This is a genomic window from Amycolatopsis sp. NPDC058278 (genome assembly GCF_042881395.1).
Classification (GTDB): Bacteria; Actinomycetota; Actinomycetes; order Mycobacteriales; family Pseudonocardiaceae; genus Amycolatopsis.
The window spans coordinates 11,880-24,823 of record NZ_JBHVXZ010000070.1 but is presented as its reverse complement, the minus strand read 5'-3'; the positions used below and the strand labels follow the sequence as shown (position 1 = coordinate 24,823).

13 protein-coding genes are annotated in these 12,944 nt (G+C 69.3%); 11 read left to right on the top strand and 2 right to left on the bottom strand.

The window, feature by feature from the left end:
• Positions 1 to 43 precede the first annotated feature (43 nt).
• The 3 genes from ACFVYA_RS30985 to ACFVYA_RS30975 are packed head-to-tail and all read left to right on the top strand — an operon-like array spanning position 44 to position 2,197.
• Positions 44 to 526 carry a hypothetical protein gene (locus tag ACFVYA_RS30985; protein ID WP_387049987.1) on the top strand — a complete coding sequence of 161 codons (483 nt, stop codon included), beginning with the start codon at positions 44 to 46 and terminating at the stop codon, positions 524 to 526.
• Between the two features lie 27 nt (positions 527 to 553).
• The gene (locus tag ACFVYA_RS30980) at positions 554 to 1,852 is read left to right on the top strand and encodes a hypothetical protein (protein WP_387049985.1); all 1,299 of its coding nucleotides are present in this window, start codon (positions 554 to 556) and stop codon (positions 1,850 to 1,852) included.
• 57 nt (positions 1,853 to 1,909) lie between these two features.
• Positions 1,910 to 2,197 (top strand): hypothetical protein, encoded by a 288-nt coding sequence (locus ACFVYA_RS30975; RefSeq protein ID WP_387049983.1) that lies wholly within the window; start codon positions 1,910 to 1,912, stop codon positions 2,195 to 2,197.
• A gap of 235 nt (positions 2,198 to 2,432) precedes the next feature.
• On the opposite strand, the gene ACFVYA_RS30970 is transcribed toward ACFVYA_RS30975, so the two are convergent.
• Entirely contained in the window at positions 2,433 to 3,626 is a 1,194-nt protein-coding gene (locus ACFVYA_RS30970) for a helix-turn-helix domain-containing protein (protein WP_387049981.1), read from the bottom strand.
• Between the two features lie 87 nt (positions 3,627 to 3,713).
• Between ACFVYA_RS30970 and ACFVYA_RS30965 the strand changes: the two genes are divergently transcribed.
• Positions 3,714 to 4,421, top strand: coding sequence for an HAD family hydrolase (locus ACFVYA_RS30965; RefSeq protein ID WP_387049980.1), 708 nt, complete (start codon positions 3,714 to 3,716; stop codon positions 4,419 to 4,421).
• Between the two features lie 100 nt (positions 4,422 to 4,521).
• On the opposite strand, the gene ACFVYA_RS30960 is transcribed toward ACFVYA_RS30965, so the two are convergent.
• On the bottom strand, positions 4,522 to 6,030 hold the full coding sequence (locus ACFVYA_RS30960) for a peptide deformylase (RefSeq protein WP_387049978.1): 1,509 nt from the start codon (positions 6,028 to 6,030) through the stop codon (positions 4,522 to 4,524).
• A 116-nt stretch (positions 6,031 to 6,146) separates the two neighbouring features.
• Between ACFVYA_RS30960 and ACFVYA_RS30955 the strand changes: the two genes are divergently transcribed.
• From ACFVYA_RS30955 to ACFVYA_RS30925, 7 genes are read left to right on the top strand one after another with little or no spacing between them, the layout of a single operon-like run.
• On the top strand, positions 6,147 to 8,453 hold the full coding sequence (locus ACFVYA_RS30955) for a Gfo/Idh/MocA family protein (RefSeq protein ID WP_387049977.1): 2,307 nt from the start codon (positions 6,147 to 6,149) through the stop codon (positions 8,451 to 8,453).
• Entirely contained in the window at positions 8,450 to 9,352 is a 903-nt protein-coding gene (locus ACFVYA_RS30950) for an LLM class flavin-dependent oxidoreductase (RefSeq protein WP_387049975.1), read from the top strand. Before ACFVYA_RS30955 ends, ACFVYA_RS30950 begins: the two co-directional genes overlap by 4 nt.
• Positions 9,349 to 10,143 carry an NDP-sugar synthase gene (locus ACFVYA_RS30945; protein WP_387049974.1) on the top strand — a complete coding sequence of 265 codons (795 nt, stop codon included), beginning with the start codon at positions 9,349 to 9,351 and terminating at the stop codon, positions 10,141 to 10,143. Before ACFVYA_RS30950 ends, ACFVYA_RS30945 begins: the two co-directional genes overlap by 4 nt.
• On the top strand, positions 10,083 to 10,652 hold the full coding sequence (locus ACFVYA_RS30940) for an AAA family ATPase (RefSeq protein ID WP_387049973.1): 570 nt from the start codon (positions 10,083 to 10,085) through the stop codon (positions 10,650 to 10,652). The genes ACFVYA_RS30945 and ACFVYA_RS30940 overlap by 61 nt, the downstream gene beginning before the upstream one ends.
• A 48-nt stretch (positions 10,653 to 10,700) precedes the next feature.
• Entirely contained in the window at positions 10,701 to 11,657 is a 957-nt protein-coding gene (locus ACFVYA_RS30935) for a zinc-binding dehydrogenase (RefSeq protein WP_387049971.1), read from the top strand.
• Positions 11,654 to 12,241, top strand: coding sequence for a histidine phosphatase family protein (locus ACFVYA_RS30930; protein ID WP_387049969.1), 588 nt, complete (start codon positions 11,654 to 11,656; stop codon positions 12,239 to 12,241). The genes ACFVYA_RS30935 and ACFVYA_RS30930 overlap by 4 nt, the downstream gene beginning before the upstream one ends.
• Positions 12,228 to 12,932, top strand: a complete 705-nt coding sequence (locus tag ACFVYA_RS30925; protein WP_387049968.1) for an HAD family hydrolase — start codon at positions 12,228 to 12,230, stop codon at positions 12,930 to 12,932. The genes ACFVYA_RS30930 and ACFVYA_RS30925 overlap by 14 nt, the downstream gene beginning before the upstream one ends.
• Positions 12,933 to 12,944: the final 12 nt, after the last annotated feature.

Genomic DNA, 12,944 nt, shown 5'->3' with positions numbered 1-12,944 from the left:
TCATAAGATCGTCACCGAGCGCGACAGCGACAGATGACATTCGATGACATTCGATGAGGTGCAGGCGAGCGTGACCCGACATGTAACGATCACCGGTACTCGCTCGGTCCCCGCCGAGTCCCAGCTTCCCGGACTGTTTGACGACTACCTTCGACCGTTCGCCGCCCCGGACGCTCACTTCTACCTTGGAGGTGCCGTCGGCATCGACACCGCCGCTCTGGATTGGCTGGCCGATCACAGCCAGGCGTCGTTGACCGTCGTGGTGCCCTGCACCGTGGCTGATCAGCCAGCTGCGGCGGCGGCGTCCATCCGCCGACACTGGGACGCGGGCCGGCTCGTCGAGGTCGTGGAGCTGGACGCTGATCGGCTGGGCACCGCCGCGTACTACGCCCGCAACCGCTGGATGGTCGATCGCAGCGACTTCGTGGTCGGCTTCCCCCGAGGTACCGATCCGACCAGCGGTACCTGGTACACGGTGAACTACGCAGCCGAACAGGGCAAACCCCGGCTGATTGCACCCGTATGACATCGTCCGGATGGTGTACTGGTCATCGTGACCACGACTGATCGGGAATCCGCGGCCGTGCTGCTGCGGCGGCTGCGCGAAGGACGCGGCTGGTCCTGGGCTGAGCTCGCCCGGGCGCTGCGGGACACTGCACGCCGACTCGCGGTGACCTCCCTGATGGACAGGCAGGTCGCCAGCGTCCAACGCGCGGTCGCTCGCTGGGAGAGCGTCTCTGGCCGAACCAGCCCCAGCGACCGCTACCAGTTCCTCCTGGTGCACCTCTACGCGCGCACCCCAGCCGGCGACCTGGCGATCGGACCCGGATCCGATTTCGCCACCCTGCTGGACGCCCTTCGCCTCTTCGGGACGCCGCCGGAGCGAGTGCAGCAGCTCGTCGCTCTCGTCACTCACCGCACGCACGGCGGCAACGGAAGGCTGAGCGACCCTTCGCAGCTTGACCAGAAGGACATCAGGCGGCTGCAGGAGTCGGTCACGGCGATCAACGGACAGATCGGAGCCGTCCCGTTCGTCCGCCTCCAACTCCAGCTCGCGCCCATCGTCGAGTCTTGTCGCCGGCTCGTGAAGCATGATCAGGTCAGTCGGCGGCAGGAGCTCGTCCCGCTCGCCGCAGCTGCATACTCGCTGGCCGGTCGGCTGGCGTTCGAAACTCACGACGACGAGGCGGCCATGGCCCTGTACACAGAGGCGACCAAAGTAGCCTCGCACCTCGAGGACCGCAGCCACCGCGCCGCAATCCAGACGAGCCACACCATGGTGACCTTGCATGCGACTGACGACCTGGAAACGGCTCGGACGATCGCCCACGCCGCGACCGTCGAAGCTCACCGGGGTCCCAGCTACGCGATTCGCGCTCGTGCTCATGCCGTGCATGCGGAGATCTGCGCTCGGGCCGGCCAGGCCCGTAAGGCGGCCGTCGCCCTCGACCGTGCCTGGAAGACGGCAGAGCAGCTGAGCATCGACGACCCGCACGGCGGCTTCAACACTGACCGGTTGGACGGGTTCGACGGCTTGTGTGCCCTCCATGCAGGAGACGCCAGCCGCGCACATGACCGTCTTGACCGGTCGATCTCCGCGTTGGGGTTCTCGCGGGACGCCGTGCAACGCGGCATCGTCAGCACCGATTTGGCGCTCGCTCGGCTGCGCCTGGGCGACCCGGCAGCCTGCGTTGACTTGCTGCACGAGGCCGTCGACATCACCGCCGCGACGGGCGGCCGAGTCCCAGCGCAGCGAATTCGCCTCGCTCGGCGTGATCTCCGACCGTGGCGAAACGAAGACTTTCTGGCCGAACTCGACGACCATATCCACGACAGCCTGATTGGGCGATAACTGAGGGCGCTGCGATCGACCTGTGGATGCGTTCTGGACCCCAGATGGGTGTACTGGATGTCCCGGGAGGAGATCGATGTCATGCCTGACCGCTGCCTGATCGAGCTGGGCGATCCGGTTACCGCGGCGGCGCTGCCCACGGCTGCAATCGACCGCCATGACCACGCGCACGCCCGCGAGGTGGCGTTGTATCGCACGTGGTTGGCTGAGTCGTACGTCCGTGATGGTGAACTCGAGGCAGCACGAGTCGCTCTCGCCGAGGTGAGAGCTGGCTCCTTCGACGTCAACTCCACGGGGCTTGAGCGCCGAATGGGTGAGGTCGAACTGCTTGCCCAGGGTCGATGAGTGTTCGCCTTGGTACACCGGGATCGCCTCGTTCGTTGCTTGCGGTCGCTGGGTGGCACCCGACGACCGGGACGCATCACGGCGAACGAGAAGTAGCGCATGCGGGAGTTCGCCCGTGACCTCGGAGGCGAGAGGAAGATCATCCGGCCGCCGGGGTGCCAGAGCCCGACGGTATGACGATTACTTGCGAGTAACCCGAACTGTCAGTTCGGGTAGGTACCGGCGAGGGGTTGCCCTATTCCGGCAGGCCGACGCGGCTGGCGAGTTGTACGGCAGTGGCTGCCTCGGTCCGTCGCCCGCGTTTCATGACGGTGCGGATAAGCGAATGGGCTGCAGGCCGGAAGCTGATGTCTTCCGGTGCGTCGGTTTCGGCGGTGGTCAAGAGGGTCAGGGTTTGGGCGAACTCGCGTCGCTGTGCGTAGCCCTTCGCCTGGTCGAGCAAGAATGCCACCCGTCGCTCGATCGAGGGCGACTGCTCGTGGTCGATGTGGGCGGCCAGCCGCAAGCCCTCTACGGCTTCGCCGGACTCCATCTCGATCGAGACGGCGTACATGGCCACGTTGGTTGGCCCGAATGCGGTCCAGCAGACGTTGCGGTCGCCGACTCGCTCGGCCAGCGGCGCCGCTTGTCGGAGTCGCTCGCGGCCAGTCCAGGCATCGCCGGTCCGGACAGCGGCGACAGCAGCGATAAGGAGAAGCGCGCCGGACAGCGCCGCAGCGTCGAGGTGGTCCGGGCCGAGCGCGGTCTGAAGCTCGGCGAGCGCCTTCATGGCTTCGTCTTCAGCGGCCTCGGCGTGGCCGTCGGCGAGCATGACCTGGATGAGATTCCATCGGGCTCCGGCTAGCCGGACCGGATCGTCCGCTTGTTCCGCGGAGCGCTGTGCCCGGTCGGCAGCCAGAAGGGACAGATCAACGCGACCGATGCGCTTCGTCACAGTCCTAACGAGGCCGTACAAGTCGGCGGCTATGGACTGTGCCTGCCGTTGATGCTTGCCCGAGGTGCCGTGGACCGTCGCGTTGGTGGTAGCGATGAGCTCTGGCAAGTCGGTGGTCAATTCGCTGTAGCGATGGCCGGACGTTTGCCAGGTGTTCCAGGCCTCGCGGACCTGGCGCCCGAGATCACTGACAGGGGCTGGATTGGCTGTCTCCGGTGCAGTCATGGCGCGGTAGATCGCGTCACCGGCGACACCAGAGGTGCGCCGGGGCGCCGCCGTTGGCTCGGCGCTTAGCAGGTCACCCGGCTTGACGCGCAGGACTTCGGCCAGCTGCGCGAGCACTGGAATCGTGGGCAGCTTCTGGCCGCGCTCGATTTGGTAGAGGTAGTCCGGCGTAATCCCAGTGAGCCCGGCGACGACCGTCTTCGTCTGGTGGGCGGCTGTGCGGTAGAACCGCACCCGATCACCCACCAGCCGCGCCAATTGGTCGTTCACGATCTTATGCCGCCTCCCGTCAGGCTTCTGACCAGCCCGAATGGTATCTCGCCGCACTCAATTCGTCACGGATGGCACACTCACGACATGACCACGCCTGACGCTGCACCTCGAACCTTGGTGCTGTGGGACATCGACCACACACTCATCGAGACGAGGGGCGTCGGACGGGCCATCTACGACCGGGCGTTCCCTGCAGCTACCGGTCGGCCGTTGGCCAAGCTGGCGACCATCGCGGGGCGGACCGAGCTGGACATCATGGCCGAATCACTCAAGGTCAACGGGATCGAAGCGACCGACCAGGCCGTCCAGAAGCTGGCCGACGCCCTGGTGCAGGGCTACGAGGAAGCTCGCGAAGAACTGGCCACCACCGGACGCGCTCTGCCCGGCGCTCCGGAAGCGCTCGCGCAGTTCGCTGCTGACCCCGCGATCCACCAGGCGATTCTCACCGGCAACCTGCGGGATGTAGCGCGTATCAAACTGGACGTATTCGACCTCGCAAGCTTTCTTGACTTCGACAGCAGCGCATTTGGCGACGATCACGCTGACCGCTCGGAGCTGGTACGGATCGCACGACAGCGAGCTGAGGCGCGGACTGGCGCACGTTTCGACAACATGCAGGTCGTCCTGATCGGCGATACGCCGAATGACGTCAAGGCCGCGCTGTCCGCGGGCGTGCGGGTTATCGGCGTGGCCACCGGCAAGACGAGTGAAGCTGGGTTGCGTCACGCTGGGGCGACTCGGACGGTGTCGACGCTGTCAGAACTTCCGGCTGTCATCTTCTCCGAGTTCTGAAGTCCAGCCAGTCGTGTGCAGAACCGTGCAAGATCCGAGGTCGAGGGCGCACTACGAGCAAGAAAGACGTCAACGTCGCGAACACCGAGTTGATGGGCCGTCAGTACTTCCAGGTCGATCCTGTGCCGCGGTACTGCTCGACCGGGATCGGCTCGACGCCGTCCCGCATCTGGTCGGTGTACAGCGTGCCGTGCAGGTGGTCGACCTCATGGGCGACGAGGCGGGCGACGCCGCGCTCGAACTCGGTGATCTTCGTCTGTCCGTCGATAGTGGTGTGCTCGACATGGATCACGTGCGGGCGCGGGACCTGGCCGCGGACATCGAAGAAGGACAGGCAGCCTTCGTACTGTTCGTCGACGTCTCCTGCGGACTCGATGATGGTGGGGTTGAACAGGGTGATCGCTTCGCCGTCGGGCGTGCGCACGATCGCTGCGGCCCGGTCGATCCCGATCTGCGGCGCTGCAATCCCCATTCCTTTGCCGAACGTGTGGGCCTGGGCGACGCGCTCACACGCCGAGTTCAGCTCGGTCACGACTCGGCGGGCGTCCTCGGCCTCGGCCGGCAGGTCGAAGCGGCGGGCGATGCGGCGCAGGGCCGGGTCGGTGTCCTGCACGATGCCGAGTGCGGCCATCACGGTACTCGGCGCGGGCGGCGGACCGTGGCCCGCAGTTGTGCGGCCGCGGAAGTCCCATTCGAGCCGGTAGCGGGCGTGCAGCGGCGGGTCTTCGCACGACCAGGAGAACACGTGCCGGTCGCCGGTGTCGTCACGGGCAATGGCGGTGGCGAACGGCATGGCCTGCGCGGTCATCGAGGTGTGCAGCCCCCACACGGCGGCCGCCAGGTCTGCAGGGAAGTCCAGTGTTACCGACAGGGTGCGGGTCGGCAGCCGGACGGCACGTTGGAACCAGTTGCCCCAGTGGACTTCGCTGACGGTGTACTCGTACTCGATCCAGCAGGATTCCCCAGGGTACAAGGGAAAGTGCCCGTACTCGCCGGCGAAGAGCAGCCACACTTCCTTGAACGCGTCGCGGTCGTGGTGGGGAGTCCAGTCCATCGCATTGGCTCGGTTCTGGCCGTGCCAGGCGTGCAGGTTGATCTCGTCCCAGGCGAGCGGGTTCTCGCTGTAGAGCCGGTTGGAACGTTCCGGGTCACCGGGATACCGATCGACGGAGATACGGATCAGGTAGCGGGTGATCGGTTCGGTGCCCTGGTTGACGAGATGGCGGCGCTGGGTGAGCCGGTAGACGCCGTCGTCGTAGCGCAGGGTCGCGTCGTCGTGGTCGACCACCAGGCTTCCGGTTCCGGCCGCCGGGTCAGGTACCGGCGGAACGGCAGGCCGGGTTTTCGGCGGGCGGTGGGCTTCGAAGTCACGGAACGCGGTGTGCAGGGCGCCGCCGGCGCGCAACGCGATTTCGGCTTGCCTGGCGAAAGCCTCCGAAGGGCGCTCGGCGCCGGAGAGCACCTTGGAGACGTAGGAGCGGTCGTAGCCCATGGCTAGCGCCAGTGCGGCGCGGGAGAACCCGCGTACATCGCGCCAGCGTTCGAACTCGACGGCGAACACGTTCACCTCGGCGTCCGGTCCGCCGGTGTTGGTCGTGCCCGTCGTCATCGCCGCCTCCGCCGATCAGAACCGTGAGTGTGCGTGAACGTACCGTGAGTCGCTTCTCAGTCTAGTTGCCCACCCCGATCTCGCGGTGTTCTCGAGGCACACCGTGAGGAGGGGTAATGAAGACCAGGATCGGAGATGACGGCTCGACGCGTCCGGTGCGGATTGGTGTGGTGGGGCTGCGGCACGGCATGCGCCATGTGGTCGGCTTTCACACCACCGCCGGGGCGGAGGTGACCGCGGTGTGCGATCTGGACACCGAGCGGGCACAGGAGGCACTGCGGACGGCTTCACCCGGCTGCAGGGCGGTGAGCTGGACGGAAATGTTCGAGGGCGACCTGGTGGACGCGGTGGTGGTGTCGCTGCCCAACGACCTGCACGCCACCTACGCGCGTGAAGCCCTGCAGGCCGGCGTGCACGTGGCAGTGGAGAAACCGCTGTGCACGAGCGGAGTCGAGGCTCACGAACTCGCGCAGATGGCCCAGCAGCAGGGGCTGGTATTGGCTGCGCTGCATGACTTCCGGGTCGAACGGGCCCACTGGATGGCCCGCGAGCTGGTCCGCCGCGGTGTGCTGGGGCAGGTGTATGCCGTGCGGACCCGGTGGCTGCGGCGGGACAACGCCCCGGGTGCGTGGTATCGGGACCGGGCACGCGCCGGCGGTGGGGTGCTGCTGGACCTGGGCACTCACCGCCTCGATCTTGCGCTGTGGATGCTGGACTTCCCGCAGGTGCTCGACGTGCGCGCAGCGACGAGCCGGGCCCTGCTGCAGCGCCGGGAGGACGGCGGCGACGTCGAGGACAGTGTCACGGCGTGGCTGGAGCTGGACGGCGGTGTCACCGTGCACGCGGAGATGTCGTTCCTGGGGCACCTGCCGCGCGCGGAGGACGTGCTGCTCGAACTGCGCGGCACCGAGGCGAGCCTGCGCGTGAGCAACGTCGGCGACTCCTACCGCGACTACGACCTCACCGTGTTCCGCGGCGGCCCGGGGACACACGAACAGGTGACTTATCCGGTTCTTCCCAACCCACCGTCGCTCTACCGCGACTTCGTCGCCGCGGTGGCCACCGGCACCTCCGCGATCTGTCCCGGCGGCGAGGCTGCTGCGGTGGCCGAGCTGATCGACCGCCTCTACACCGCCACCGGCCCGATGAACCGCGCGCTGGCCACCCCGGTGCGGGACCGGGTTCTCGATGTCGACCTCGACACGCTGATGGCGCCCTCCAACGACGTGACGGGGCTACGGACGCGGGTGGAGGACGCGCTGCACCGGCACGACTTGCGGGTGCACCTGATCGTGTTGTGCCACGGCACCGATCCGCAGCGATTCGCCACCACGGCGCGGCTGTGCCGGGCACTGGGACCAGCCCTGCGCACCGACCGGGTCGAGCTGGTCGTGTCCTACCAGGGCGGCCCGGCACCGCACGAGCTCACCGAGCTGCTCGCGCCCGGGCAACCGGTGTGGTCCGAGCACCCTGAGCTGGTCGGGCCGGATGAAGTACGGTTGCCGGAGACGGGCAAGACCGAGCACGTGCTGGCCTGCCTGGGAATGCTGCGATCGCGGCCTGGCGATCCCGGCAGGCGCTTCGTGGTGTTCCTCGACAGCGACTACCTCGTCTACGACCCGGTCGACGCGCTGGCGCTCTATGCCCCCTGGGCCCTGGGTTTCGCCTCTCCGCCAGGTGGAGCGCCCGCCGAGGCCCAGTTCTCAGGAGCGGAATTCGCCAAAGGCAGCGGCCTGCGGCTGGTGGTGGACGCCGAGCTGACAACGAAGGCGACCGACCGGACGCTGAGCTTCCTGGATCTGCTCGACGCCGCGATGGCGCACGCCGTGCCGCACGCGCCCGCGGTGAGCGCGACGCTGCCGACCGGGACCGTTCCGACCCCGCAGGCGCTCCGCCGGGCGCTGGAGCCGGGGCTGCTGGCCGAGCTGACCACGGCGATGGGCCGCTACACCCAGGCCGGCGGCCGATCCTCGCGCGGGCTGTCGCAATACCTGGCCAGCCGCAACGCGCACCCGCTGGAACAGGCCCTGACCCGGTTCCCGTTCCTGCTGCACGGCGACCAGGGCGCCACGCTGGCGGCTTGGTCGGAGATGCCCCTGGCTCCGGGCTACGGGCTGGAGCTGTCGTTTCTGACCGCCGCCCTGCGTCTTGGCCGGGGCCGAGTGGTCTCCGCGGTGACGTTGCCCCACGCCCACTTGCCCAAGAACGACAGGAGCAACTTCGCGCTCGGCGTCGACATGTTCGCGCTCTTGCAGCACCTGATCGGCGCCGGCGATCCCGGCGCAGTGCCAGGCCGGGCTGTTCGGCGCGCGTCGGCGACCGCTCTGGGCTACCGGTTCGTCGACCTCGCCCCGTCCTCGCCGGTACCTGCCCTCTACCCGCCTCTGACCGCCTGGACGACCGTTGAGGAGAACCGGCGATGACTCCGAGCCTGCGCGTCGGCGTGCAGTACACCCCGCGCGCCGATCAGAACATCAGCAGCATCGTCCGGGCCGCCGTCGAGATCGAGGCGATGGGCTACGACACGATCTCGCTGCCGGACCACCTCGCCCGCGCCGACGGCGGCCAGCCGGTCGCGCTGCCCGACCCGGTCGCGCTGCTGGCGCGGCTGGCCGCCGACACCCGCACCATTGGCTTGGGCACGATGACCCTGCTCGACGCGCTACGCCACCCGGCTCAGATCGTGCGCAGCGCAGCCACGCTGCAGCGGATCACCGCCGGGCGGTTCGAGCTGGGGCTGGGTGCGGGCTGGCTCGGCAGCGACCTGGCCGTGCTGGGCGAGACCGCCCGGACCCGCCTCGACACCCTGAACCGCACCCTCACCTTGATCCGCCACGCCTGGCCCGGACCCGGCACGCCGGACACGGGAGAGGAACAGGGCGACACCGCGGCCCGGGCGGCGGCCGCCGCGAACGCCGCCGGGATCCCGGCGCCGACACTGGTCGTCGCCGCCGGCGGCCCCCGGATGCTGCGCCTGGCTGCGGCGACCGCCGACGTCGTCGCGCTCACCGTGCCGACGTGGGACCGCGCGACCGGTCGCCCCACTGCCGCGTCGATCACGGCTCAGATGGACATCGTGCGCCACGCCAGCCCGGCCGGGTGGCCACCGCCGGGGTTCCACCTGCAGATCCGGGAGCTGCCGGCGGCCGCGCTGGCCGACCCCGATGCCGACTGGTGGGTCCTGGGCGGCAGCCCCGCCGAGGCCGCCGAGACGCTGCACCGCCGGATCGCCGCCGGCGTCGGCTACCTGAGCGTCTGCACGAACGACCTGGGGCTCCTCCGTCGGTTCGCCGACACCGTGCTCCCGCTGGTGATGTCATGACCGCGGTCATCGTGCTGTGCGGCGGGCCAGGCACCCGGATGGGCGCGGTATCGCAGGACCAGCAGAAGTGCCTGTCACGGCTGTGGGGCCTCCCGCTGCTGCACCTGGTCCTTGCGCGGCTGTGCCCCGCCGTAGCCGGGGCCGACGTCCCGATCGTGCTGCTGACCGGCCACCACGGCCACCAGGTGGCCGACCTGGTCGGACAGTGGCGCACCCAGCTCGATCCGCGGATCCAGGTCGTCGCCGAGCACGGCCCTGGCTGGGTCGGCGTCGAACATGCCGCACGCGACCTGCGCGGCCCGGTCCTGATCGTCGCGGGCAACGTCCTGCTCGACTACGAAACCCTCATTCCCCAGATGCTCGATGAGCACCAGCGCGGCGGGCGGCCCGTCGTGGCGGCGAGCGAGCAGTGGCGCACGACCGGCCACTACACCCTCACTGCCGCCCACGACACCGTCACCTCCTGGCACCGCGCCGCCGACACCAACGGCGCGACACGCCCCGGCCGGTACGAGGTCGTGGACACCTACCTGCTCACCGACCCGGTGCTGGCCCTCATGCGCGCTCGCCAGATCAGCCACACCCGCGCCCTCAGCTCCTTCGTCGCAGGCGCGGCGTTAGGTTTCTGCGCGGTCCCCGGCGACTGGCTGCACGTCGAGACGCCGGCCGACCTCATCGTCGCCTCCAACAGAAAGGCCAGTCTGTGCCCAGCGCTCCCACCGTCATCGTCGTGTCCGGTCCGCCCGCCGTCGGCAAGAGCACCCTCGCCCGCGGACTCGCGACGCGGCTGACGCTGCCGCTGCTGTCCCGCGACGCGATCAAGGAAGCCCTGTTCGACACCCTGGGCTACGGCGACCGGCTGCAGTCCAAGCGATTCGGGGCCGCCGCCGCAGCTGTGCTGTTCACCCAGCTCACCGACATCCTCGGCGCCGGGGCTTCGTGCCTGACCGAATCGAATTTCCGCCGGACCCATTCCAGTGACGACTTCCGGCGGCTGGTGAAGGACACCGGAGCCCGCGTCGTTCAGGTGCAGCTCACCGCCGACGGCCCGACCCTGCTGGAGCGGTTCACCGCGCGCTCGGCCACTGCCGAACGCCATCCCGGGCACGGCGACCAGAACAACCTCGACGAATTCTCCGCCGAGCTGCTCGCCGGCGGCTACGAGCCGCTGGACGTGCCCGGCGAGATCCTGACCGTCGACGCGACTGACCCGGCCGCGGTGTCCCTCGACGACCTCGCGGCCCAGCTGGCCGTCCTGCTCGATCACACGACACATCCGCCCATCGCGCCGCCCGCCTGAGCACCACCTCAGGCCGCGGTCTCGCCACGAGTGAGGAGCCGCCCGACAATGCACGCCCTGCAGCTGAAAGGTCCCTTCGACTTCGACCACCGAACCGATGCACCCACCCCGCAACCGGGTCCCGGCCAGATCAGCGTCCGGCTGGCTGCCGCGGCGATCTGCGGCAGCGACATGCCCAAAGTCCGCTCCACCGCCGATCCCCGCAGCGGAACCACCGGTTTCCCGATCCATGAATGCGTCGGCTACCTCCTCGACGCCGACCCGGCCACCGGACTGCGACCTGGGAGCCGCGTCCTGGCGATGCCCGTGCAGGAACAGGGCCTGGCCGAGATCTACCTCGCCGACACCGCAGCCACCCACACCGTGGCCGGCGACCACCTCACCGACGCCCAGGCCACCCTGATCCAGCCGATCGCCACCGTCCTCTACGCGGCCGGCAAGCTCGGCGCCGACCTCACCGGCCGCCGTGTGACCGTGCTGGGCCTGGGGTCGATCGGGCTGCTGGCCGCCCACGTCCTGTCCCGCCGCGGCGCGGTGGTCACAGGCGTCGACCCCATCCACCGCGATCCCGCTATCACCGCCGCGTTCGGCGTCATCCATCACGTCCGCGACACCGCCGCCGCCTGGGCCCGCCGCGACCCGGAACCCGCCGAGATCTGTCTCGAAGCGGTCGGCCACCAGCAGCGCACCCTTCGAGACGCGATCACCCTCACGGGCCACAGCGGCACCGTCCTGGCGATGGGCGTGCCCGACGAACCCGACTACGTCGTCCCCTTCGAGACCCTGCTCCGCCGCAACCTGACCCTGATCGGCAGCATCACCCCGCCCTGGCAAGACTGGTTCGGCCCGGCCGAGGACTACCTGTGCCGCCACCTCGATGAGCTGGCTCTGCTGCTGACCCACCGGTTCACCGTCATCGATGTCGCCGCGGCGTACCAGCTCTACGACCGGCCTGCCGCGGATCGCCTGAAGGTCATCCTCACCGCGGATTGGACCCGGTCATGATCGCCGCGCCCAGGCTGATGCTCATCCGGCACGGCCGCACCCACGCCAACGCCGCCGGGCTGCTCATGGGCCGCACAGACTCCCGCTTACTACCCGAATCCCTGCAGCAAGCCACCACCCTCGGCCAGTCCCTGGCCCTGACCGGACCGTTCGCCGTCTACAGCAGCGACCAGCCCCGCGCCCTCAACACCGCCCACCGCCTCACCCACCCCCACCATCGACGCCCAATTCAGGACCCGGCCCTGCGCGAACGCGACTTCGGCAGCTACACCCTCACCGCGTTCACCGACCTCGCCCGAGACCCAGCCTGGGCCAACGTCGACACCCACTACGACGCCCGGCCACCCGGCGGCGAGACCCTGCTCGACGTCGAAAAGCGGATCTTCGCTCACCTGCTGCACCTGCACGACACCCTGCCCCCGGAGACCACGCTGGTCGCCGTCGGGCACAGCACCTGCTGGCGCCTCGTCGAATCCGTCCTGTGTGGACGTCGCCACGACCCGCTCGACGAGCCGATCCCGCCCCCACTGACCGTACTGGAACACCCCCGCGACTCCCTGGAGGTGCTGCGTGACCACCTCTGAACGCCAGTCCGTCAGCGCCGTGGTCTTCGACCTGTTCGGCACGCTCGTCGCCGCGCCCTCCCGCCGGGACCGCGCCGACGCGGCAACCGAACTCGCCGACGCCTTCGGCGTATCCCCTGACGCGGTGCGCGACGCGCTGGGACTCACGTGGCGCGAGCGCCACCTCGGCCAGTGGGCCACCGTCGAGGCGATCGCGGCAGGCCTGGCCGAGAAGTCGGGCGCGCACAGCCCGAACCTGACCGCCGCCGCGCAGCGGATCCGGCACCGGGCGCGGCAACGCCTCCGCTGGAATCGGGCGATTCTGAGCATGCTCAACGACCTCGCCGGCCACGGGGTGGCCGTGGCAGTGCTGTCCGACGCGTCCACCGACATCGCCGACGCCTGGCCCCGCTACGCACCGCCGCTGCCCGCGTTCTTCAGCTGCCGGGAACACGTCGTCAAACCCGACCCGGTGCTCTACGAGCGCGTCCTCGACCGGCTCGGCCTGCCCGCCAGGGCGGTGCTGTACTGCGGCGACGGGGGCGGCGACGAACTCGCCGGCGCGCAACGAGCCGGAATGACCGCGGTGGGCGTCCCGGTACGCGGCGGCCCTACCGCGGTGGCCTACCACCGCGCCACCTGGGACGGCTTGCGTCTCGACGCGGCCGAGCACATCCCGCGCCTGCTCGAGACGTTGACCAGGGCACGCTGAAGGCCCCAGCGG